Source organism: Cellulomonas sp. P24 (genome assembly GCF_024704385.1).
Lineage (GTDB): Bacteria > Actinomycetota > Actinomycetes > Actinomycetales > Cellulomonadaceae > JAJDFX01.
On record NZ_JAJDFX010000002.1, the window covers coordinates 2,798,311 to 2,821,356 of the forward strand.

Annotated in this window: 22 protein-coding genes; 18 read left to right on the plus strand and 4 right to left on the minus strand. The window is 70.3% G+C overall.

From position 1 onward, the window contains the following. Positions 1-27: 27 nt before the first annotated feature. From nadC to LJB74_RS13045, 4 genes are all read left to right on the plus strand, one after another. Positions 28-1,011 (plus strand): carboxylating nicotinate-nucleotide diphosphorylase, encoded by a 984-nt coding sequence (nadC, locus tag LJB74_RS13030; RefSeq protein WP_259308942.1) that lies wholly within the window; start codon positions 28-30, stop codon positions 1,009-1,011. Between the two features lie 57 nt (positions 1,012-1,068). Continuing rightward, positions 1,069-2,529: a lysine--tRNA ligase gene (gene lysS / locus LJB74_RS13035; protein WP_259310358.1), complete on the plus strand. Its 1,461-nt coding sequence runs from the start codon at positions 1,069-1,071 to the stop codon at positions 2,527-2,529. Between the two features lie 29 nt (positions 2,530-2,558). Beyond that, positions 2,559-2,738: a hypothetical protein gene (locus tag LJB74_RS13040; protein WP_259308943.1), complete on the plus strand. Its 180-nt coding sequence runs from the start codon at positions 2,559-2,561 to the stop codon at positions 2,736-2,738. Between the two features lie 127 nt (positions 2,739-2,865). Continuing rightward, entirely contained in the window at positions 2,866-3,204 is a 339-nt protein-coding gene (locus LJB74_RS13045; RefSeq protein WP_259308944.1) for an Lsr2 family protein, read from the plus strand. 164 nt (positions 3,205-3,368) lie between these two features. Here the strand turns inward: LJB74_RS13045 and xylB are convergent, their stop codons facing one another. Both xylB and xylA read right to left on the minus strand, forming a co-directional pair. Then, positions 3,369-4,802, minus strand: a complete 1,434-nt coding sequence (xylB, locus tag LJB74_RS13050) for a xylulokinase (RefSeq protein WP_259308945.1) — start codon at positions 4,800-4,802, stop codon at positions 3,369-3,371. A gap of 121 nt (positions 4,803-4,923) precedes the next feature. Then, positions 4,924-6,111: a xylose isomerase gene (gene xylA, locus LJB74_RS13055; protein ID WP_259308946.1), complete on the minus strand. Its 1,188-nt coding sequence runs from the start codon at positions 6,109-6,111 to the stop codon at positions 4,924-4,926. 68 nt (positions 6,112-6,179) lie between these two features. On the opposite strand from xylA, the gene LJB74_RS13060 reads away from it, so the two are divergent. The 8 genes from LJB74_RS13060 (at position 6,180) to LJB74_RS13095 (ending at position 15,280) form a co-directional block, all read left to right on the plus strand. Beyond that, a complete protein-coding gene (locus tag LJB74_RS13060; RefSeq protein ID WP_259308947.1) occupies positions 6,180-7,319 on the plus strand; it encodes an ROK family transcriptional regulator in 1,140 nt (379 codons plus the stop codon). After that, positions 7,316-7,549: a hypothetical protein gene (locus LJB74_RS13065; protein WP_259308948.1), complete on the plus strand. Its 234-nt coding sequence runs from the start codon at positions 7,316-7,318 to the stop codon at positions 7,547-7,549. The genes LJB74_RS13060 and LJB74_RS13065 overlap by 4 nt, the downstream gene beginning before the upstream one ends. 213 nt (positions 7,550-7,762) lie before the next feature. Continuing rightward, positions 7,763-8,893: a multiple monosaccharide ABC transporter substrate-binding protein gene (gene chvE, locus LJB74_RS13070; protein ID WP_259308949.1), complete on the plus strand. Its 1,131-nt coding sequence runs from the start codon at positions 7,763-7,765 to the stop codon at positions 8,891-8,893. A 109-nt stretch (positions 8,894-9,002) separates the two neighbouring features. Continuing rightward, entirely contained in the window at positions 9,003-10,553 is a 1,551-nt protein-coding gene (gene mmsA, locus LJB74_RS13075) for a multiple monosaccharide ABC transporter ATP-binding protein (RefSeq protein WP_259308950.1), read from the plus strand. Further along, positions 10,550-11,719 (plus strand): multiple monosaccharide ABC transporter permease, encoded by a 1,170-nt coding sequence (mmsB, locus tag LJB74_RS13080; protein WP_259308951.1) that lies wholly within the window; start codon positions 10,550-10,552, stop codon positions 11,717-11,719. The genes mmsA and mmsB overlap by 4 nt, the downstream gene beginning before the upstream one ends. A gap of 74 nt (positions 11,720-11,793) precedes the next feature. Beyond that, complete coding sequence (locus tag LJB74_RS13085) at positions 11,794-13,050, plus strand: lactonase family protein (RefSeq protein WP_259308952.1); 1,257 nt, start codon at positions 11,794-11,796, stop codon at positions 13,048-13,050. Between the two features lie 40 nt (positions 13,051-13,090). Next, on the plus strand, positions 13,091-14,392 hold the full coding sequence (gene mshA / locus LJB74_RS13090; RefSeq protein ID WP_259310359.1) for a D-inositol-3-phosphate glycosyltransferase: 1,302 nt from the start codon (positions 13,091-13,093) through the stop codon (positions 14,390-14,392). Positions 14,393-14,539: 147 nt separating this feature from the next. Further along, entirely contained in the window at positions 14,540-15,280 is a 741-nt protein-coding gene (locus tag LJB74_RS13095) for a phosphoglyceromutase (RefSeq protein WP_259308953.1), read from the plus strand. Between the two features lie 96 nt (positions 15,281-15,376). Here the strand turns inward: LJB74_RS13095 and phoU are convergent, their stop codons facing one another. Further along, positions 15,377-16,042: a phosphate signaling complex protein PhoU gene (phoU, locus tag LJB74_RS13100; protein ID WP_259308954.1), complete on the minus strand. Its 666-nt coding sequence runs from the start codon at positions 16,040-16,042 to the stop codon at positions 15,377-15,379. Positions 16,043-16,188: 146 nt separating this feature from the next. Here phoU and LJB74_RS13105 point away from each other — a divergent pair, with 146 nt between their 5' ends. From LJB74_RS13105 to pstB, 6 genes are all read left to right on the plus strand, one after another. Next, positions 16,189-17,433, plus strand: a complete 1,245-nt coding sequence (locus tag LJB74_RS13105) for a cell wall metabolism sensor histidine kinase WalK (protein WP_259308955.1) — start codon at positions 16,189-16,191, stop codon at positions 17,431-17,433. Then, the gene (locus LJB74_RS13110) at positions 17,430-18,167 is read left to right on the plus strand and encodes a response regulator transcription factor (protein WP_259308956.1); all 738 of its coding nucleotides are present in this window, start codon (positions 17,430-17,432) and stop codon (positions 18,165-18,167) included. The genes LJB74_RS13105 and LJB74_RS13110 overlap by 4 nt, the downstream gene beginning before the upstream one ends. Before the next feature lie 230 nt (positions 18,168-18,397). Then, positions 18,398-19,537, plus strand: a complete 1,140-nt coding sequence (gene pstS, locus LJB74_RS13115; RefSeq protein WP_259308957.1) for a phosphate ABC transporter substrate-binding protein PstS — start codon at positions 18,398-18,400, stop codon at positions 19,535-19,537. 99 nt (positions 19,538-19,636) lie between these two features. Next, positions 19,637-20,584, plus strand: a complete 948-nt coding sequence (pstC, locus tag LJB74_RS13120) for a phosphate ABC transporter permease subunit PstC (RefSeq protein ID WP_259308958.1) — start codon at positions 19,637-19,639, stop codon at positions 20,582-20,584. A 4-nt stretch (positions 20,585-20,588) separates the two neighbouring features. Further along, positions 20,589-21,521, plus strand: a complete 933-nt coding sequence (gene pstA, locus LJB74_RS13125) for a phosphate ABC transporter permease PstA (RefSeq protein ID WP_259308959.1) — start codon at positions 20,589-20,591, stop codon at positions 21,519-21,521. Between the two features lie 70 nt (positions 21,522-21,591). Next, positions 21,592-22,368: a phosphate ABC transporter ATP-binding protein PstB gene (gene pstB / locus LJB74_RS13130; RefSeq protein ID WP_259308960.1), complete on the plus strand. Its 777-nt coding sequence runs from the start codon at positions 21,592-21,594 to the stop codon at positions 22,366-22,368. Between the two features lie 82 nt (positions 22,369-22,450). Here the strand turns inward: pstB and LJB74_RS13135 are convergent, their stop codons facing one another. After that, positions 22,451-22,981 (minus strand): hypothetical protein, encoded by a 531-nt coding sequence (locus LJB74_RS13135; RefSeq protein WP_259308961.1) that lies wholly within the window; start codon positions 22,979-22,981, stop codon positions 22,451-22,453. Positions 22,982-23,046 lie beyond the last annotated feature (65 nt).

Here is a 23,046-nt window from a genome sequence, read left to right on the forward strand (position 1 = left end):
GACCGTCGGGCGACGTACGGTGCTGGGGTGACCGAGCACCTCGCGGACCCCACCGATCCGTCCACCGCCGCCGATCCGTCCTCCTCAGCGGCACCCGGAGCCGTCGCCGACGGGCTCGACCCGGCCTGGCTCGCCCGGGTCGTCGCCGTCGCGCTCGACGAGGACCTCGGCCCGGCGCCCGGTCGTGACGTGACGACGCAGGCGACCGTGAGCCCGCACGAGCCCGGTACCGCCCACCTGGTCGCGCGTGCGGGGGGCGTCGTCGCCGGGCTGGTCGTGGTGCAGGAGGTCGTCGACCAGGTGGCGCGCCGGTTCCATCTCGATCCGGTGACGGTGGACCTCCTGGTGCCCGATGGTGCGGCGGTGAGCGCCGGCCAGGTGCTGGCCGTGCTGAGAGGCCCGGTCCAGGTGCTCCTGATCGCGGAGCGCACGGTGCTGAACCTTGCCTCGCGGGCGTCGGGCGTCGCGACCCACACGCGTCGGTGGGCGGATGCTCTCGACGGGACCGGGGCGCAGGTGCTCGACACCCGGAAGACCACTCCCGGGCTGCGCGCGCTGGAGAAGTACGCGGTGCGGTGCGGCGGTGGCACGAACAAGCGCATGGGTCTGTACGACGTCGCGATGGTCAAGGACAACCACGTGGTGGCCGCGGGCTCGGTCTCGGCCGCCGTGGCGGCGGTGCGGTCCCGCTTCCCCGAGGTCGCCATCCAGGTCGAGGCCGACACCCGGGACCAGGCCGTGGAGGCGCTGGACGCCGGCGCGCGGTTCCTGCTGCTCGACAACATGCCGACCACGGTGCTCGCGGACGTCGTCGCGGCGGTGCGCTCCCGCGAGCCGGAGATCGGGCGGGTCGAGCTCGAGGCGACCGGCAACCTCACCCTGGACCGCGCGCGCGAGGTCGCGGCGACGGGGGTCGACTACCTCTCCGTCGGCGGGCTCACGCACTCGTCGCCGATCCTGGACCTCGCGCTCGACCTGGTCGCGCGAGGCCGAGGTGCGGGCCGCCGGTAGGATCGCGGGGTGACCGAGACGGACATCCCCCAGCCCGATGACGACCTTCCGGAGCAGATGCGGGTCCGTCGCGAGAAGCGTGAACGGATCCTGTCGCGGGGCGAGGACGCCTATCCGGTGTCCGTCCCGCGCACCCACACCGTCGCCGAGGTCCGGGACGGCTGGTCGCACCTGCAGGCGGGCGAGGAGAGCAGCGACGTCGTCGGCGTCGCCGCTCGGGTGGTCTACCTGAGGAACACCGGCAAGCTCTGCTTCGCCACCGTCCAGGACGGCGAGGGCAACCGTCTGCAGGTCATGCTCAGCCAGGCCGTCGTCGGTGAGGAGTCGCTGTCGCGGTTCAAGGCCGACGTCGATCTCGGTGACCACCTGTTCGCGCACGGCGCGGTCATCAGCTCGCGCCGGGGTGAGCTCTCGGTGTTCGCGGACGACTGGCAGATCGCCGCCAAGGCGCTGCGGCCGCTCCCGGTGCTGCACAAGGAGCTCTCGGAGGAAGCGCGCGTCCGTCAGCGCTACGTCGACCTGATTGCGCGACCGGCCGCACGGGACATGGTGCGGGTGCGCGCAGGCGCCGTCCGCTCGTTGCGCGAGAACTTCCACCGGCGCGGATTCCTGGAGATCGAGACACCGATGCTCCAGACGATCCACGGCGGCGCCGCGGCTCGGCCGTTCACCACGCACATGAATGCGTTCGACATCGATCTCTTCCTCCGGATCGCACCGGAGCTATTCCTGAAGCGTGCCGTGGTGGGTGGCGTCGAGCGAGTCTTCGAGATCAACAGGAACTTCCGCAACGAGGGTGCGGACTCCACGCACTCCCCGGAGTTCGCGATGCTCGAGGCGTATGAGGCGTACGGCGACTACGACACCATGGCGACATTGACCCAGGACCTCGTGCAGACAGCGGCGATGGATGTGCTGGGAACGACCGTGGTCACGCTTCCGGACGGCGAGGAGTACGAGCTGGGGGGTCAGTGGACACAGCTGTCGCTGTACGACTCGCTCTCCGAGGCCATCGGCGAGCAGATCACGCACGACACCCCGGACTCGCGGCTGCTCGAGCTCGTCGAGAAGTTCGACCTGCAGATCGACACGCGCCGCTCGAACCACGGGAAGCTCGTCGAGGAGCTGTGGGAGCACCACGTCGGTGACCACCTGTACGCCCCGACGTTCGTCCGTGACTTCCCGGTCGAGACCAGCCCGCTCACCCGCGACCACCGCACCGCGCGCGGACTGGTGGAGAAGTGGGACCTGTACGTGCGCGGCTTCGAGCTGGCGACGGCGTACTCGGAGCTCGTCGACCCCGTCATCCAGCGTCAACGGTTCGAGGCGCAGGCGCTTCTCGCAGCGGCCGGCGACGACGAGGCGATGGTGCTCGACGAGGACTTCCTCGCAGCGATGGAGTTCGCGATGCCGCCGGCCGGAGGCATGGGGATGGGTATCGACCGGCTGCTGATGGCGCTGACGGGTCTGGGCATTCGCGAGACGATCACGTTCCCGCTCGTGAAACCTCAGGCGTGACGCGCGGCCGCGCGTCGTAGACTCGTCCGGTGAACGCCTTTCTGCTGGCCCTCGCGGCTCTCCTCCCGTCGATCGGTGTCGGCTTCCTGTTCTACCTCGCCATTCGCGCGTTGGTGAATGCCGATCGGACGGAGCGCGCTGCGCTCGCGAAGCTGGACGCAGAAGAGCGTGCATCAGCCATGCAATCGGAGGATCAGGCCGCGTCCTGAACCCCGTTTTGTCGTCTGATTTGGTGAAGGTGACCGGGTTCGGGCGCGTTTCGCTTTGACGGTGCAATCCACGGGTGCAATCCTTTACGCACCACCCGGGTACCATCGAGCAGCATGAGGTAACGAAATGGCACAGAAGGTACAGGTCCTGCTCGTCGACGACGTCGACGGCAGCACCGCAGACGAGACCGTCACATTCGCCCTGGACGGCGTTTCCTACGAGATTGACCTCACGACCGCGCACGCGGCAGAGCTGCGCGACGCATTCGGCTCGTGGGTCGGTCACGCACGCAAGGTCGGCGGTCGCGCCACGGCCCGCTCCGCGGCTCGTGGCCGTCGGGCGTCGGGCGGTGCGAGCGGCGAGGCGACGGCGATCCGCGAGTGGGCACGGGCCAACGGGCACGAGGTGTCCGAGCGCGGGCGCATCTCCGCCGAGGTGCGTGCGGCCTACGCCGCGGCGCACTGAGGTCGCGTCCCGCTCGCATCACCCGCGGCGCGTCTTCGGCGCGCTGACTCCCGGGGGCGGAGTCATGCGAACGGGTCAGTGAGGTTGGCGAACGACGACAGCGCCCGCCCGGTCCAGGGGTTCTCCCGCCGGACGGCGGGCGCTGTCGTCGTGACGACCGGGCGTCAGCGGTTGGTCGTGAGCTCGCGAACAGCCGCGTACTGCTCGCGGACGGCCGGCACGAGGTCGCCGGTGTAGACCGAGACCGCGGAGGTCGTCCACACGGGCGGGCGTGCGCCGCCGCTCAGCACCCATGCCGCCTGCCGGGCTGCGCCGTCCGCGACGTACTCGCCCGGCGCGGGAACGGTGATGTCGAGCCCCAGGACGCTCGGGGCGATCCGCCGGACCGCCTCCGACTGGGCACCGCCGCCGATCAGCGAGATGCGCCCGACGGGGACGCCCTGGGCGCGTAGCGCGTCGAGGCCGTCGGCGAGGGCGCAGAGCATGCCTTCGACCGCGGCACGTGCCAGATGGGCTGCCGTGGTGTTCTGCAGCCGCAGTCCGTGCAGGGCGCCGGTGGCGTCGGGCTTGTTCGGGGTTCGTTCGCCCTCGAGGTACGGGACCATGACGAGCCCGTCGGAGCCGGCCGGTGCGGAGAGCGCCAGGCGGCTGAGCTCGGCGTGATCGACCCCGAGCATCCGGCAGGCGGCGTCGAGGACCCGGGAGGCGTTGAGCGTGCAGGCGAGCGGCAGGAAGGCGCCGGTGGCATCGGCGAAGCCGCTCACGAGCCCGCTGGCGTCCGCGGTGGGTCGTGCCGAGACCGCCGAGACGACGCCGGAGGTGCCGATCGAGATCGCGACGTCCCCTTCGGCGAGGCCGAGGCCCAGAGCCGCGGCGGCGTTGTCGCCTGCGCCCGGTCCGAGCACAAGCCCGGACCCGAGGAGGCTGTTCGCGGTCCCGGCCTGCTCCGACGGCCCGGCGACGCGGGGGAGGACAGCGTCGTGGCCGAGGGCGAGCTCGAGCAGGTCGCGGCGGTAGGCACCCGTGGACGGGTCCCAGTAGCCGGTGCCCGAGGCGTCGGAACGATCGGTGACGAGGTGGGCGAGACCGTCGGGGGTGCCCGGTCCGTGGCCGGCGAGGCGCCAGGTCAGCCAGTCGTGCGGGAGGGCGACGGCGGCGGTGCGGGCGGCGTTGGCCGGCTCGACGCGCGCGAGCCAGCGCAGCTTCGTGACGGTGTAGGACGCCACCGGGACGGACCCGGTCGCGCGGGCCCACGCCTCGCTGCCGGTCTCCGGCCCGCCGAGGTCGTCGATGAGGTCGAGCGCCGCCTGGGCGGAGCGGGTGTCGTTCCAGAGCAGGGCGTCGCGGACGACGGCGCCGTCGGCGTCGAGGGCCACCATGCCGTGCTGCTGCCCGCCGACGGACAGGGCTGCGACGTCGTCGAGCCCTCCGGCATCGGCGACGGCGGTCTGGAGGGCGTCCCACCAGGCGTCGGGGGAGACCTCGGTCCCGTCAGGATGGCTGGCACGGCCGCTCCGCACGAGTGCGCCGGTCTCGGCGTCGCGGATGACGACCTTGCAGGACTGGGTGGACGAGTCCACCCCGGCGACCAGCGTCATCGCTCGGTCCTTCCGTGTGTCGGTCCCCCGACGCACGGGGGCTGGTCGACTGGAGCGTTCTGCGCGCGACACGCGGGCGTGTCGCGGCAGAACGCTCCAGTCGACCGGGGGTGGGGTGGGATCAGCGGGCGCCGAGCGCGTGCTCGAGGGCCAGCTGGTTGAGCCGCACGAAGGCGTACCCGCGGGCGGCGACGGCCTCGATGTCGAGCTCCTCGAAGGCCGCGGGGTTGGCGAGCAGGTCTGCCAGGGTCTCGCCCTCGGCGAGCGTGGGCTCGGCGAGCTCGTAGACGCCTGCGGCCTGGAGCGCCTCCTGCACCTCGGGGTCGGCGCGGAACGCCTGTGCCCGCTCCTTCAGGAGGATGTAGGTGCTCATGTTGGCGGCGGCCGAGGCCCACACGCCCTCGAAGTCCTCGGTACGCGAGGGCTTGTAGTCGAAGTGGACCGGTCCGTCGTAGCGCGGGCCGCCGCTGGGGAAGCCGTTCACGAGCAGGTCGACCGTGCCGAAGGCCGAGAACAGGTCACCGTGGCCGAACACCAGGTCCTGGTCGTACTTGATGGACTTCTGGCCGTTGAGGTCGATGTGGAACAGCTTCTCGGCCCACAGCGCCTGGGCGAGGCCACCGGTGTAGTTGAGGCCGGCCATCTGCTCGTGACCCGTCTCCGGGTTCAGGCCGACGATGTCGCCGTTCTCGAGCTGGGCGATGAAGGCCAGGGCGTGGCCGACGGTCGGCAGGAGGATGTCGCCGCGGGGCTCGTTCGGCTTGGGCTCGATGGCGATCTTCAGCCCGTAGCCCTTCTCCTTGATGTACCCCGCGACGGTGTCGATGCCCTCGCGGTAGCGGTCATGAGCGGCCTTGAGGTCCTTGGCCGAGTCGTACTCGGCGCCCTCGCGACCGCCCCACATGACGAACGTCTCGGCACCGAGCTCGGCCGCGAGGTCGACGTTGCGCACGACCTTGCGCAGGCCGTAGCGACGCACCGTGCGGTCGTTCGACGTGAAGGCGCCGTCCTTGAAGATCGGGTGGCTGAACGTGTTGGTCGTGACCATCTCGACCTTGATGCCGGTCTCGTCCAGGGCGCCCTTGAAGCGGGCGAGGATCGAGTCGCGGGTTGCGGCGTCCGAGCCGAACGGCACGACGTCGTCGTCGTGGAACGTGACGTACGAGGCGCCGAGCTCTGCGAGCTTGTGCACCGACTCGACCGGGTCGAGCCAGGCGCGCGACGCGCTGCCGAACTGGTCCTGGGCGTTCCATCCGACGGTCCACAGACCGAACGAGAACTTGTCCTGCGGGGTGGGCTTGCGCACCATCGTGAGCTCTCCTCGTCGAGATTAGTTGGTTGAATGAACTTATCCACGAACGGCGCTATGGTCAAGCCATGACGGACGACGACGCCCAGCAGGAGAGCGGGAGCGCGACGCCCCTGACGTCCCACACGCCTGCCGGTGGACGGTCCGGGAGGCGCGCCGGCCCGGCGCGCCAGGGCACGTTGCGGGAGCACAACCTCCGGCTCGTCCTCGGGCACGTCCTCGACGCGATCGAGCCGCCGTCGCGCGCCGACATCGCGGCGTCGACCCACCTCACGCGCGGGACGGTGTCCGCCCTGGTGGACCAGCTCGTGCAGTCCGGCCTGGTCGAGGAGCTCGCGCCGGTGGCCGCCCGACGTGCCGGCCGACCCGCGGTCCCGCTCGCGCCCGCACGGCGCACGCTCGCGGCGATCGGTGCCGAGGTCAACCTGGACTACATGGGGTACCGGGTCCTCGACCTCGCGGGTGACGTCCTCGCGGAACGCATCGAGCGCGGCGACTTCCGGGGGAGCGACCCCGAGCAGGCACTGCGCCGTCTGGGTGACATGCTCGCGGAGGTGACCCTCCGGCTCGGGCGGGAGAGGGTGCCGATCGTCGGGTGCTGCCTGGCCCTGCCGGGGCTCGTCGACCGGGTGACGGGCCCGCTGCGGGTCGCCCCGAACCTCGGGTGGCGGGACGTCGACGTGCTCGGTCTGCTCGCCGACCACCCGGCGCTGACCGGCGCGAGCCTGCTGCTCGGGAACGACGCGAATCTCGCTGCCCGAGCGGAGTCCCGGGCCCAGGGGGTCGCCGGGAACTTCCTCCTGATCGTCGGTGAGGTCGGTATCGGCGGTGCGATCGTGCTGGACGGCGAGGTCTTCGCGGGGCGCCACGGCTGGAGCGGTGAGATCGGGCACACGACCGTCGACATGAGTGGCCCGCCGTGCTCGTGCGGTGCGTCCGGATGTCTCGAGCAGTACGCCGGCAAGGACTCGTTGATGCGTGCTGCGGGCCTCGATCTCGATCTCCCGATCGAGGCGTTGCGCGACGCGGCCGACGCGGGAGACCCCGCGGCGCTCGCCAGTCTCGACCGGGGCGGCAACGCGCTCGGGGTCGCGATCGCGAGCTTCGTGAACCTGATCGACGTCGAGCAGGTCGTGCTCGGGGGACGTACGCGCTGCTCGGCGACCACCTGCTGTCCCGGGTCCGCGAGAAGGTCCGCGCCCGGGTGATCTCGGCGCCGTGGGGGCACGTCGACGTGCGGCTGACGGCGTCCGACGAGCACGCGACGCTGACCGGGGCGGCGCTCGCGGTGCTGCACCGGCTCACGTCGGACCCCTCGGCCTGGGTCTCCGCCGAGCTCGAGCTCGGCGAGGTGGCCGACGCGGCGAGCCCGCGGACGCGAGGTCATGCGGTCGGTGGACCGGTCGCAGCCACCGAGGTCGTCACGGTCACGGCCTAGTTGCAGACGCGTTAGCAAATCGTTACGTTCAGGACTTGAACACAGGGCCTTCGGCGCAATAAGTTCACTCGCACAACAAAACGTGAGGCCTCGGTGGCCGATCGGGACAGGTCCAGAGTGGGACCTGCGACGAGGAGTACCGGGGGGCGCGAGGCTGCGCCAGCGCGAGTTCCGGGCGGTCCGGGCCGTGCAACCACAGGAGGGTCGACGAAGATGTCTCTCAAGAAGACCAAGCTTGTCGCGGCGATCGCAGGTGCCGCGCTGCTCGTAGGTGGCCTTGCCGCCTGCAGCTCGACGAAGACGGAGACACCCGCAGCGACGGGATCTGCCGCTTCCGCTGGGGGCCTGATCGGCATCGCGATGCCGACCAAGAGCCTGCAGCGTTGGAACAACGACGGCGCGCACCTCGACGAGCTGCTCAAGGCCGCCGGGTACACGACGAGCCTGCAGTACGCCGACAACAAGGTCGACCAGCAGATCACGCAGATCCAGAACATGATCAACCAGGACCCCAAGGTCCTGATCATCGCGTCGATCGACGGCACCGCGCTCGGCCCGGTACTGGCCCAGGCCAAGGCCAAGAAGATCTCGGTCATCGCCTATGACCGTCTGATCAACGGCACGAACGACGTCGACTACTACGCGACGTTCGACAACTACAAGGTCGGCCAGCTCCAGGGCGAGTACATCGTCGACACGCTGGGCCTCAAGGACGGCAAGGGCCCGTTCAACCTCGAGCCCTTCGCCGGTTCGCCCGACGACAACAACGCGAAGTTCTTCTTCGCCGGTGCGTGGGACGTCCTGAAGCCGTACGTCGACAGCGGCAAGCTCGTCGTCCCCTCGGGCAAGGCCCCGGCCTCGGATGACGCCTGGACCTCGATCGGCATCCAGGGCTGGAAGTCGGAGACGGCCCAGTCCGAGATGGACAACCGCCTGAACTCGTACTACACGGGCGGCAAGAAGGTCGACGTCGTGCTCTCCCCGAACGACTCGCTGGCGCTGGGCATCGAGCAGTCGCTCGACTCCCACGGCTACAAGGTGGGTTCGGACTGGCCGCTCGTGACCGGTCAGGACGCCGACCAGGCGAACGTCAAGAACATGCTCGCGGGCATGCAGGCGATGACGGTCTGGAAGGACACCCGCACGCTGGGTGACCAGGTCGCCAAGATGGTCGACCAGATCGTCAAGGGCGAGAAGGTCACGGTCAACGACGAGAAGACCTACAACAACGGCAAGAAGATCGTCCCGTCCTTCCTGCTCCCGCCGCAGGTCGTGACCAAGGCGGACGTGAAGACCGCTCTCGTGGACTCGGGCTTCTACACGGCCAGCGACCTCGGTCTCTGACCCGCCCTCCCGCGTGACGACGCCGGGGCCGGTTCTGCAGGGTGACCACCCTGCAGAACCGGCCCCGGCCGGGACGCGCCCCTCCCGATCGAGCAGACAGCAGGCAGAAATGTCGACCGACAACATCATTCTCGAGATGCGCGGGATCACGAAGACCTTCCCGGGCGTCAAGGCACTCCAGGACGTCACCCTCAACGTCACGCGCGGTGAGGTGCACGGCATCTGCGGCGAGAACGGCGCGGGCAAGTCCACCCTCATGAACGTGCTCTCGGGTGTGTACCCGCACGGGACCTACGAGGGCGATATCGTCTTCGAGTCCGAGACGTGCGAGTTCAAGGGCATCCGCGACAGCGAGCACCGTGGCATCGTCATCATCCACCAGGAGCTCGCGCTCAGCCCGTACCTCTCCATCGCGGAGAACATCTTCCTCGGGAACGAGCAGGCCACCCGTGGCGTGATCGACTGGACCAAGACCAACGCGGAGGCAGCCAAGCTGCTGGCGCGCGTGGGTCTCTCCGAGTCCCCGGACACCAAGATCATGGACATCGGCGTCGGCAAGCAGCAGCTGGTCGAGATCGCCAAGGCACTGTCCAAGCGCGTCAAGCTGCTGATCCTCGACGAGCCCACCGCCGCACTCAACGACGAGGACAGTGCCCACCTGCTCGACCTGGTGCGCAGCCTCAAGGGCCAGGGCATCACCTCGATCATCATCTCGCACAAGCTCAACGAGATCGCCGCGATCTCGGACTCCACCACGGTCATCCGTGACGGCAAGACCATCGAGACCCTGGACATGCATGGCGCCGAGCCGGTCTCGGAAGAGCGCATCATCCGCGGCATGGTCGGCCGGTCGCTCGACAACCGGTATCCGGAGCGCACCCCGCAGATCGGCGGCGAGGTGCTGCGGATCGAGGACTGGACCGTGCACCACCCGATCGATCAGAGCCGCAAGGTCGTCGACGGCGCGAGCCTCATGGTCCGCAAGGGTGAAGTGGTGGGTCTCGCCGGGCTCATGGGAGCCGGGCGCACCGAGCTCGCGATGAGCGTGTTCGGGCGGACCTACGGCACCAACATCTCCGGCCGGATCTTCAAGAACGGCGAGGAGATCCACACCCGGACCGTCGGCGAGGCGATCAGGCACGGGATCGCGTACGCGACCGAGGACCGCAAGCGGTACGGCCTCAACCTGATCGAGGACATCAAGCGCAACATCACGTCCTCGGCACTCGGCAAGCTGTCACGCTACGGCGTGGTGGACCGCGAGGAGGAGACGCTCATCGCGGAGCGGTACCGCAAGGACATGAACATCAAGACGCCGTCGGTCGATGCGATCGTCGGGAAGCTGTCCGGTGGGAACCAGCAGAAGGTCGTGCTGAGCAAGTGGATCTACGCCGATCCGGACGTGCTGATCCTCGACGAGCCGACGCGCGGTATCGACGTCGGTGCCAAGTACGAGATCTACACGATCATCAATGCCCTCGCCGATGCCGGCAAGGCCGTCATCGTCATCTCGTCCGAGCTGCCGGAGCTGCTCGGGGTCTGTGACCGCATCTACACGCTGAGCCAGGGTCGAGTGACCGGCCAGCTCCCACGTGCCGAAGCGACCCAAGAGTCGCTGATGGCCCTGATGACCCAGGAAAAGGAAGTGACGTCGCGATGACCGCCGTCAGGGAATACCTCGGCCGCAACTTGCGCCAGTACGGGATCATGGGCGCGCTCGTCTTGATCGTCCTTCTCTTCGAGTGGCTGACCGGCGGTCGGCTGCTGATGCCGAACAACGTCGCAGCGCTGGTCCAGCAGAACGCCTACGTCATGATCCTGGCCATCGGCATGGTCATGGTGATCGTCGCCGGGCACATCGACCTGTCGGTCGGTTCGGTGGTCGCGTTCGTCGGCGCCATCGTGGGTATCGCGATGGGCAAGTGGGATCTCCCCTGGCTCCTCGCGGTGCTCCTCGGCGTCGTCGCCGGCGCCCTCGTCGGCGTCTGGCAGGGCTACTGGGTCGCCTACGTGGGCATCCCCGCCTTCATCGTCACCCTCGCCGGGATGCTGATCTTCCGCGGGCTCGCCATCGTGCTCGTGGGTACCACGATCGCCGGCCTGCCGAGCGGCTTCGTCGCCATCAGCAACGGGTACCTGCCGAACTTCCTCGGGTACACCGCGAACAGAGACGCGCTCACGCTCGCCATCGGCGTCGTGGCCGTCGCCGGTCTTGTGCTCGCACAGATGCGGTCGCGTGCCACGCTGAAGAAGCACGAGCTCGAGGTCGAGCCGATGGTCGCCTTCGTCGGCAAGATCGTCCTGATGGCCGTGCTGTTCGGCGTGATCACCTGGATCCTGGCCGGCAGCACCGGCATGCCGATCGTGCTGATCATCGTGGGCGTGCTCATCCTGGCGTACACGTTCGTCCTCGGGCGGACCGTCTTCGGGCGCCACATCTACGCGATCGGTGGCAACCTCAACGCGGCGATCCTGTCCGGCGTCAACACGCACCGGGTGAACTTCGGGATCTTCGTGAACATCGGCGCGCTGGCCGGCGTGGCCGCGATCGTGACGACCTCGCGTGCCGGTGCGGCGGTGGCCGCAGCGGGTGACAGCTTCGAGCTCGATGCGATCGCCGCGTGCTTCATCGGTGGTACCGCGGTGACCGGTGGTGTCGGCAAGGTCTCCGGCGCCATGATCGGTGCCCTCATCATGGGCGTCCTCAACATGGGCCTGTCGATCATGAACGTCGACCCGTCCTGGCAGAAGGCGATCAAGGGCCTCGTGCTCCTCGCAGCCGTCGCCTTCGACCTCATCAACAAGCGGCGCGCGTCCGGTCGCTGACCGACACGCCTCGACACCATCGACGACGCCGGGTCCCGTACGGGGCCCGGCGTCGTCGTGCCTAGGATCTGGTCGTGACCAGCACGCACCTCGACCTCTGGATCGGCACCTACCCGGTGGCCGGTGCCGGCAGCCCTGCGGGCCTCGGCGAAGGGATCTGGCGCGCCCGGGTCGACCCTGCGACGGGCACGTGGCACGGTGCTCGTCAGGTGGCCGAGCTGCCGGCCCCGTCGTTCCTGGTCGCCCACCCGTCAGGGAGCGTCGTCTACGCGGTCGGGGAGACGGCCGACGGCACCGTGACCGCCCTCGGCGCGGACGGTGTCGACCTGGACGACGGCCTGCTGCGCCCGCTCGGCACCGTGCGGTCCGGCGGGGAAGACCCGTGCCACCTCCTGCTGGCACCGGGTGCGACTGCGCTGTACGTGACGAACTACTCGTCCGGCACCGTCGGGGTGCTCCCCCTGGCGGCGGACGGCACCTGGAGCGAAGGGGTGCTCGCCGCCGGGGGACCGGTCCAGGTGTTCACGGCGGCCGACTCCATGACGTCGGGTCCCGGCCCGGAGGTTGACCGCCAGGACGGACCGCACGCCCACGCGGCCCTGGTCGCGCCCGGCGGCCGCCACCTGCTCGTGACCGACCTGGGGACGGACGAACTCCGTCGGTACCGGATCCGGGGCGACGGGTTGCTGGAGGCGGGCGGCATCGCGGCACGGCTGCCGGCGGGCACCGGACCTCGCCACCTCGCCGCAGGCCCCGGAGGGCACGTGTACGTCGTCGGCGAGTTGGACAGCACGGTCCACGTCCTGCGCTGGGCGCCGGACACCGCCACGGCCGTGCTCGTGCAGACGGTGCCGGCGTGCAGCACGGCGCCACGACCTGACGGTCGCGGTCGCCGCAACCTCGCCGCACACCTCGACGTCGTGGACCGGCGGGTCCTGGTCAGCGTCCGCGGCGCCGACGTCCTGACGTCGTTCGCGGTGAGCCCAGGAGGTTCCGAGCTCACCCCTCTCGGCGAGTGGCCGACCGGGGGGACCTGGCCGCGGCACTTCGCCGTGGTCGACGGGGCGGTGGTCGCCGCGAACCAGATCTCGTCGACCGTGGCCGTCGGCACCGTCGGCACCGACCGACCCGTCGGCACCGTCGGCTCCGACCGACCCGTCGGCACCGTCGGCTCCGACCGACCCGTCGGCACCGTCGGCTCCGACCGACCCGTCGGCACCGTCGGCACCGACCGACCCGTCACTCCCACCGAGGACGGCGCCGCTGCCGAAGCCGTCCGTCACCTGCTCGACCTTCCCGCGCCCGCCTGCGTCGTCCCGGTCGGGGTGTGACGCGGTGCTCCACGGGACCCACCGCCAGCTCCGGATCGCGATGCTGTCGGTCCACACGTCTCCGCTCGACCAGCCCGGCATCGGTGACGCCGGTGGGATGAACGTCTACGTCTCGGAGCTGTCGCAGGCGCTCGCCCGGCGCGGAGCACGGGTCGAGATCTTCACGCGGGCGACGTCGTCGGCCCTCCCGGAGACGGTGATCCTTCCCGGCACCGATGCCGACGGCAGGCTCCTCGACCGGGAGCAGGCGCGTGCGATCCTGCTCGGCGACGAGGTCGACGTGGGAGTGGTGCCCCCCGTCCTGGTGCACCACGTGCCGGCAGGTCCGTTCGAGGGCCTCGACAAGAGCGACCTGCCGGGACAGCTGTGCGCGATGACGGCGGGGGTCCTGCGGTCCGAGGCGGCGCGCGCGGCGGGGTGGTACGACGTCGTGCACTCCCACTACTGGTTGTCCGGTCAGGTGGGGTGGCTCGCGGCCGACCGGTGGGACGTGCCGCTCGTGCACACGATGCACACGATGGCGCGCGTCAAGAACGCTGCGCTCGCGCCGGGGGACACGCCGGAGCCGCACGGCAGGATGATCGGCGAGGAGCAGGTGGTCGCGGAGGCCGACGCCCTGATCGCGAGCACCGACGAGGAGGCGCGGGACCTCGTGGAGCTGTACGGGGCGGCCCCGGATCGCGTGCGGACGGTCGCCCCGGGTGTCGACCTCGACCTGTTCACGCCGGGTGACCGTGCGGCGGCGCGCGCCAGGCTCGGGCTCGACGCGACCGGTCCGCTCGTGCTGTTCGCCGGTCGCGTGCAGCCGCTCAAGGGTCCGGACGTCCTGGTCCAGGCCCTGGCGGTGCTCCGGGCGAGCGGGCGCCCGGTGCCGACGCTCGTGGTGCTCGGTGGTCCGAGCGGACGTCCGACGGCGGTCCGTGAGCTCGCGGCCCTCGCGGCGGCCTCCGGGGTGTCCGACCACGTGATCGTCCGCCCGCCGGTGCCCCGGTCGGTGCTGGTCGACTGGTACCGCGCCGCCGACCTGGTCGCGATGCCGTCGCGCAGCGAGTCGTTCGGTCTGGTCGCGGCCGAGGCGCAGGCGAGCGGGACACCGGTCCTCGCCGCAGGTGTCGGAGGTCTCCGGTCGGTCGTGGCCGACGGCACGTCGGGTCGGCTGGTGGCCGGGCACGACCCCGAGACCTGGGCGGCGGCGATCGGCGAGCTGCTCGCCGACGACGCGGCCCGGGTCGTGCTGGGTCAGGGCGCCCGCGCGCACGCGCTGCAGTTCGGCTGGGATGCCTCGGCGGACAAGGTGCTGCGCGTGTACGACGAGGCTCGACGGCGCCGCTCGGAGCGGTGAGGCGACGCACGCCGCAGTGCTGACACCGGTGCGTGATGCGGTGCCCGCGACGGTGCGCACGGTGGTGGGGCGGGCACAGTCGGACCCCGTGCCCACAGGCCGGAAGTCCTCCGGGCGGGTCTCCGGCGATGGGGCAGGATAGGAGCCATGACCTATACCCTCGTGCTGCTCCGCCACGGCGAGAGCGAGTGGAACGCCAAGAACCTGTTCACCGGCTGGGTGGACGTCGCCCTGTCCGAGAAGGGCATCGCTGAGGCCGTGCGCGGTGGCAAGCTGCTCACCGACGCGGGTGTCCTGCCGGACGTCGTGCACACGTCGCTCCTGCGCCGCGCCATCACGACCGCCAACCTCGCCCTCGACGCGGCGGACCGTCACTGGATCCCCGTCAAGCGGAGCTGGCGGCTGAACGAGCGCCACTACGGCGCGCTGCAGGGCAAGGACAAGAAGCAGACGCTGGCGACGTACGGCGAGGAGCAGTTCATGCTCTGGCGCCGTTCCTACGACGTCCCGCCGCCGGACATCGAGCTCGGCTCGGAGTTCTCGCAGGACGCCGACCCGCGGTACGCGGACGCGCCGGTCGTGCAGGCCGAGTGCCTGAAGGACGTCCTGGACCGGGCGCTGCCGTACTGGTCGAGCGACATCGTCCCGGACCTGCGTGCCGGCAAGACGGTGCTGGTCGCGGCGCACGGCAACTCGATCCGGGCGATCGTGAAGTTCCTCGACGACATCGACGACGAGACGATCGCCGGGATCAACATCCCGACCGGCATCCCGCTGCAGTACGAGCTGGACGAGGAGTCGCTCAAGCCCGTCGTCAAGGGCGGGACGTACCTCGACCCCGACGCCGCGGCCGAGGCCATCAAGGCAGTGGCGAACCAGGGTCGCTGACCGGGTCGCCCGACGTACGACGAGGGGGAGGAGCCAGCAGGCTCCTCCCCCTCGTCGTACGTCGCCGGTGTCGTGCTCCGGGCGACCGGTGAGGTCTCAGTGCGAGATGGCCGACTCCTCGGCGCCGAAGTCGCCGGTGACCAGGTACGTCACGCGGCGGGCGATCGAGACGCCGTGGTCGCCGAACCGCTCGTAGTACCGCCCGAGGAGCGTGACGTCGACGGTCTCCTGCGGGGTGCCCGTCCAGCCGCCACCGAGCAGCGCCGTGAAGGTGTCCTCGTGCAGCGCGTCGAGCAGGTCGTCGTCGCGCTCGATGTCCTCGGCGACGGCGAGGTCGTGGGTCTTGAGCAGCGTCGTGGTGCGTCGAGCGACCCGGCACGCCGCGTCGTGCATCTCGGCGAAGGTGCCGGACAACGACGGCGGGATGGCCTCGTGCGGGTACCGGCCGCGGGCGACCTGCGCGACGTGGCGGGCGAGGTCACCCATGCGCTCCAGGGTCGCGCTCATCCGCAGCGCCGAGACCACGACGCGAAGGTCCGTCGCGACGGGCTGCTGCTGGGCGAGGAGGTGGATGCACCGCTCGTCGAGGTCGCGCTCGAGCGAGTCGATCGCCAGGTCGTCGGTGATCACCGACTCGGCGACCTGCAGATCGGCGTTCAGCAGCGCGTTGCCGGCGCTCGTGATCGCTCTCTCGACCCGCTCGCTCATGGTCGCCAGGTCCTCACCGAGCTGACGCAGCTCGGCTTCGAAGATCTCCCGCATGTCATCCCTCTCGTCGTGCTGCTGCGGCGAATCGTGCCAGCAGGAGGTGAACAGGTCGGACCGCCCAGGTGAACATCCGACGTCGCATGCCCGTGGGGCGCAGTGGGCGCCATCGTAGCCGCCGGCGGTGACCGTACGCTGGCGGTGTGGACGGAATCACGATCGTACTCGCCGGCCTTCTCGGGCTGGTGACCGGAGTCGGGGCGACCCTGGCGTTCCGGTTCAGCGAGCGCACCCAGCGGACCATCCCCGACGCCGAGCCGCGTGAGCTCGACGAGGGGCTCGTCCGCGTGCTCGCGGTGCTCCGGTCGGCGGCCGTCGTCGTCGACGACACCGACCGGGTCGTGCGTGCGAGCCCGCCCGCGTACTCGCTGGGGATCGTCCGGGACGGCCGGCTGGTGCACGCCGCGATCCAGGACCTGATCGAGGACGTGCGGACCACCGGTGAGATCCGCGACGAGGAGCTCGAGCTGCCGCGGGGACCCGTCGGTCGCGGGATGGTGATGCTGCAGGTCCGGGTCGCGTACGTCGGGCCCGGTCTCCTCCTGGTGCTCGCGGAGGACCGCACCGAGGCGCGTCGGCTCGAGGCGATCCGGCGGGACTTCGTCGTCAACGTGTCCCACGAGCTCAAGACTCCCGTCGGTGCTCTCGCCCTGCTGGCCGAGACGGTGGAGTCCGCCGCCGACGACCCCGACACGGTGCGACGGTTCGCCGGTCGGATGCAGCAGGAGGCCATCCGGCTCTCGGCCCTCGTGCACGAGATCATCGAGCTGAGCAGGTTGCAGGTGGCCGGGGCTCTCGAGGAGGCCGCGCTGGTCCAGGTGGACGACGTCATCGCCGAGGCGGTCGACCGTGCGCGGACGTCGGCGTCGGCGAAGCAGATGCGGCTCGAGGTCGGCGGGGAGCGCGGTGTGGTCGTGTTCGGCGACCACGGGCTCCTCGTCACCGCGGTCCGCAACCTGCTGGACAACGCCGTCGCGTACTCGGGGGCCGGGACCCGGGTCGGGGTCGGGGTGCGCACCGACGCCGGCATCGTCGAGATCGCGGTCGTCGACGAGGGGATCGGCATCGAGGAGCGTGAGCAGGAGCGGGTGTTCGAGCGGTTCTACCGGGTCGACCCGGCGCGGTCGCGTGACACCGGGGGCACCGGCCTCGGGCTCAGCATCGTCAAGCACGTCGCAGCGGACCACGGTGGCGAGGTGACGATCTGGTCGCGGCCCGGCCGCGGGTCCACCTTCACGCTCCGGCTCCCGGCGGGTGACGCCGCCCATCGGCACGACGGGCCGGGCGGAGCCGACCTCGACACGCACGCACTGCCCCCCGTCGTCCCCCCACGGGCGGTGCAGCAACCGGCTGCCCCGACCCCGCTCACCAAGGAGGTGGATGCGTGACCCGCATCCTGCTCGTCGAGGACGAAGAGTCCTACCGCGACCCGTTGACCTATCAGCTCACCCGTGAGGGGTACGACGTGATCGCGGTCGGCAACGGCCTCGACGCGCTCGAGTCGTTCGACGCGGACGGCGCCGACCTCGTCCTGCTGGACCTGATGCTGCCGGGACTCTCCGGCACGGAGGTGTGCCGACGGCTGCGGGCCCGGAGCAACGTCCCGGTCATCATGCTCACCGCGAAGGACAGCGAGATCGACAAGGTCGTGGGTCTCGAGATCGGCGCCGACGACTACGTCACCAAGCCGTACTCGTTCCGCGAGCTCCTGGCGCGGGTGCGCGCCGTGCTCCGGCGGCAGCAGGCGCCGGCCGAGGACGACGCCGGTGAGGGGGTCCTCGAGGTCGGTCCGGTCCGGCTCGACGTCGAGCGGCACACGGTGACGGTGGCGGACCAGTCGGTGTCGTTCCCGCTCAAGGAGTTCGAGCTGCTCGAGTTCCTCATGCGGAACGCCGGGCGGGTGCTCACGCGGGGACAGCTCATCGACCGGGTCTGGGGCTCGAACTACGTCGGCGACACCAAGACCCTCGACGTCCACGTGAAGCGCGTGCGCGCCAAGATCGAGGAGGACCCGGCGGTACCGCTGCTGCTGCTGACCGTCCGAGGGCTGGGGTACAAGCTCGTGGACGACGCAACGGGGCGCGGCGGCAACGACGGGGCGGTGGCGTCCGGGCGGCAGTAGCGGCGCACGGGCAACGGCGCGGCAGCGGCTGCGCCGGTGGTGGCGCGTCGGTGCGCCGCCGGGGCGTCCGATCGGGTGACCCACCGTTCCGTGAAGGTCAACCGTCGCGCACCGTTCACCCTGCGTTCACCTTGGTCGGGCGAACCGGACACCTCTGTTCCTTAGCGTTCGACGCGGACCGGGTTCCTGAGCCCGGTATGTGAGGCGAAGGAAACCAGAGAGGGAACACCGTGAAGGTTCAGAAGGCCGCGCGCCTGGCAGGCTTGTCCAGCGCCGTGCTCATCAGTGCGATCGCGCTCACCGGCTGCGGGTCGGACTCGAACACCGGGGCTGCGTCGACCGGCAACAGCACCGCGACCTCGGCCACGAGCGCCGCGAAGGTCGACTGCGGCACCGGCGGCACGCTCAACGCGGAAGGCTCCTCGGCGCAGAAGAACGCGATCGAGCAGGCCATCTCGTCGTTCGGCTCCGTGTGCCCCGACATCACCGTGAACTACAACCCGACCGGCTCAGGCTCGGGCATCAAGAACTTCAACGCCGGCCTCGTGCAGTTCGCCGGGTCGGACTCCGCGCTCAGCGCGGAGAAGGGCGAGGTCGACGCGGCGAAGGCCCGTTGCACCGGGAACGACGCGTGGAACCTCCCGATGGTGACCGGCCCGATCGCCGTGGCGTACAACGTCTCCGGCGTCAGCACGCTGGTCCTCGACGGCCCGACGGTCGCGAAGATCTTCAAGGGTGACATCAAGACCTGGGACGACGCGGCGATCAAGACGCTGAACCCGTCGGTCACGCTCCCGAGCGAGCCGATCCACGTGTTCTTCCGGTCGGACGAGTCCGGGACGACGGACAACTTCACCAAGTACCTCGGTGCAGCCTCGAAGGGCGTCTGGACCGAGGCGCACGCGAAGTCGTGGCCGGCCACGGGTGCGGGCGAGGGCCGTGAGAAGTCGTCCGGTGTCTCCGAGGGCGTCAAGACCACCGAGGGTGGCATCACCTACACCGAGTGGTCCTACGCGAAGGACAACAAGCTGGGCGTCGCCCAGATCGACAACGGCTCGGGCGCCGTCGAGCTCACCCCCGAGACCGTCGGCACCGCCGTCGCCTCGGCGAAGCGTGACGGCACCGGGAACGACCTGCGTCTCTCGCTCGACTACGGGACGAGCGTCAAGGGTGCGTACCCGATCCTCCTGGTGACGTACGAGATCGTCTGCTCCACGGGCCTGAACGCGAACGACACCGCGATGGAGAAGGCGTTCCTGACGCACTTCGCCTCGAACGAGGTGCAGACCGGCCTCGTCGACCTCGGCTACGCTCCGTTGCCGGACTCGATCTCGGCCGAGCTCAAGACGGCGATCGCCGCGATCTCCTGATCGCACGACCCGCGTCGCGTCGCGCCCCGTCCAGCCCCTGGTGGCCGGACGGGGCGCGGCTGCGGCACCATCTGTAGGACACCGGAACGAAGGACGCTGATGGCGAGCACGACGACGACCGAGCTGACGGGCAGGCGACGTCACGGCGCTGACAGCCTGTTCCGCCTGGCGACCTCCGCGTCCGGCCTGATCGTGGTCGCCCTCGTCCTGGGGGTCGCCGCGTTCCTGCTCGCTCGGGCGATCCCGTCTCTCGCCGCCGACGGGGCCAGCTTCCTGACGTCACGCGAGTGGAACGTCTCCGACCCGGCCAACCTCCGCTTCGGCATCGCCCAGCTGCTCTGGGTCACGGTCATCGCCTCGCTGGTCGCGATGGTGATCGCCGTGCCGATCGCGATCGGCGTGGCGCTGTACCTCACGCTGTACGCGCCGAAGCGGCTCGCGAAGCCCGCCGGCTACCTCGTCGACCTGCTCGCCGCCGTCCCGTCGATCATCTTCGGCCTGTGGGGGGCGCGGATCCTGCTCTCCTACGTCCGCCCGGTGCAGGACTTCCTCACCTCGGCGTTCGGCTGGATCCCGCTGTTCGGCGCGACGACCGTCCAGTCGGGGACGATCTTCCTGGCGGCGGTCGTGCTGTCGATCATGATCCTGCCGATCGTCACGGCCCTCTCGCGCGAGGTGTTCGCGCAGACCCCGAAGGAGCACATGGAGGCCGCGCTGGCCCTCGGTGCGACCCGCTGGGAGATGATCCGCCTCGCGGTGCTGCCGTTCGGGCGACCGGGTGTGGTCTCCGCGGCGATGCTCGGCCTGGGGCGGGCCCTCGGCGAGACGATCGCCGTGACGATCATCCTGTCGACGACGAACGGCGCCTTCAGCTTCTCGCTCTTCTCGGGCGGTGAGACGTTCGCGTCGAAGATCGCGAACGCGGCCGCCGAGTTCGACTCCCCGGCCAAGACCGGCGCCTACATCTCCGCCGGGCTGGTGCTGTTCCTGCTGACGTTCCTCGTGAACGCGATCGCCCGGCTCGTCATCGGACGACGGAAGGCCTGACCTCATGAGCACCGTCACCACCCCGCCCTCGGCGGCCGGCGCGGCGTCCGCCGCGATCCTCGGCACCGATCACCTCGACGGCTCGGCGGGCCGTTCCCGCGTGGTGCGGGACCGGGTCGTCACCGGGGCCGTTCACGTGGCGTTCGCCCTCGCGGTGATCCCGCTCGTCTGGATCCTCTGGACGGTCGTGTCGCGCGGGTACAGCCTGCTGCTCACCTCGAGCTGGTGGACGCACTCGCAGCGCGGCATCACGGTGCGCGACACCGGCGGCGGCGCGTACCACGCGATCATGGGGACGCTCCTGCAGGCCGGCGTGACGGCGCTGATCTCCGTGCCGATCGGGATCCTCACCGCGATCTACCTCGTCGAGTACGGTCGGGGCCGGCTGGCCCGGACCGTGAGCTTCATGGTCGACATCCTCACGGGCATCCCGTCGATCGTCGCGGCGCTGACCGTGTACGCGCTGTGGATCACGACGATGGGTCTCAACCGGGTCGCGTTCGCGGTGAGCCTCTCGCTCGTCCTGCTGATGATCCCGGTCATCGTGCGCTCGACCGAGGAGATGCTGCGCCTCGTGCCGAACGAGCTCCGAGAGGCGTCCTACGCGCTCGGCGTGCCGAAGTGGAAGACGATCCTGCGGATCGTGCTTCCCACAGCACTGTCAGGCATCATCACGGGTGTGCTGCTGGGTCTTGCGCGGGTCATGGGGGAGACCGCCCCGTTGCTGATCCTCGGTCCGTACACCAAGTCGATCAACACCGATCTCTTCAACGGCCCGATGGCCGCACTGCCGACCATGATCAATCAGGACCGCACCGAGTTCCTCGAGGCCGCCGTGACGCGCACCTGGGCGGCAGCCCTCACCCTCATCCTGCTCGTGATGGCGCTCAACCTCACCGGCCGGCTCATCGCCCGGTTCGGGGCTGTCAAGGCCTGACCCCACCGGCCCGGCCGGCAGCGACCGGGCCCCACTACCGACGGACGTCCCAAGGAAAGGATCGCAGGCCGTGGCCAAGCGCATCGACGTCAAGGACCTCAACGTCTACTACGGCCAGTTCCGGGCCGTGGAGGGCGTCACGATGAGCATCGAGGCACGCTCGGTGACGGCGTTCATCGGGCCGTCCGGCTGCGGCAAGTCGACGTTCCTCCGGACGCTCAACCGGATGCACGAGGTGCTGCCCGGCACCCGGGTCGAGGGCGAGGTGAACCTCGACGGTCTCGACCTCTACGGCAAGGACGTCGACCCGGTCGCGGTCCGCCGCACGGTCGGCATGGTCTTCCAGCGGCCGAACCCGTTCCCGACCATGTCGGTGTTCGACAACGTCGCCGCGGGGCTGCGCCTGAACGGCGTCAAGAACAAGGCCGAGCTGAGCGAGGCCGTCGAGCGGTCGCTCGTCGGTGCCAACCTCTGGAACGAGGTCAAGGACCGGCTCCAGAAGCCCGGGGCGAGCCTGTCCGGCGGTCAGCAGCAGCGCCTGTGCATCGCGCGCGCGATCGCGGTGCGGCCGCAGGTGCTGCTCATGGACGAGCCCTGCTCGGCCCTCGACCCGATCTCGACGCTGGCGATCGAGGACCTCATCCACGACCTCAAGAACGACTACACGATCGTGATCGTGACGCACAACATGCAGCAGGCTGCGCGGGTCTCGGAGCGCACCGCGTTCTTCAACATCGCGGGCACCGGGTCGCCGGGGCGACTCATCGAGATGGACTCGACGGCCACCATGTTCTCGTCGCCGTCGCAGCAGGCCACCGAGGACTACATCTCGGGCCGCTTCGGGTGATCGTGCCCGGCGTCCGGTCCGACCGGCGCCTGGGTGCTGCACTCCTGCAGCGCGCGCCGCTCAGATGGGCTGCGGCGCGCGCTCAGCCCTGCGTCGGGACGAGAGCCTTGTACGCGGGCAGGGACCCGTCGAGGACGGGCACGGACACCGTGTGGGCGCCGCCGATGCCGGACACGAGCTCGACGGAGGCGATGGCGCCCGGGGGGACCGTGACGGCGGCGATCGGGACGGGCGTCCTGGTGATGCCGACCTCGGTGATCGTGGCCGCCTGAGGGGTGAGGAGAACCGTCTCGCCGGCACCGACGTGGACGGTGACGGGGGTGGCGCCGTCGGGGGTGAGCGTGACGGTGTCGGCGACCTTGCCGCGGTTGGTGAGCGCGCCGAGGAGGGTGCCGGGCGCACCCTTCTGCGCCGTGAGGATCATGAGGTTCTCGGCCGTGAGGCCGGCGGCGAGGTCGACCCGCACGCCGTCGGACGCGCTGTATGGCTTCTCGGTCGTGATCGGGTTCGTCGCCGAGCAGCCTGCGAGGAGGAGGGCTCCGAGAGCAACCGCCGGGACCAGCGCCATCCGGATTCCGTGGCGGGCAGGCGGGGTCGGTCGCAAGGCGGTCACGGTGGCTCCTCGTGAGGGTCGGGCCGGTGGACGGTTGGCCGGGCGGGGCGACAGGACCGCATGGT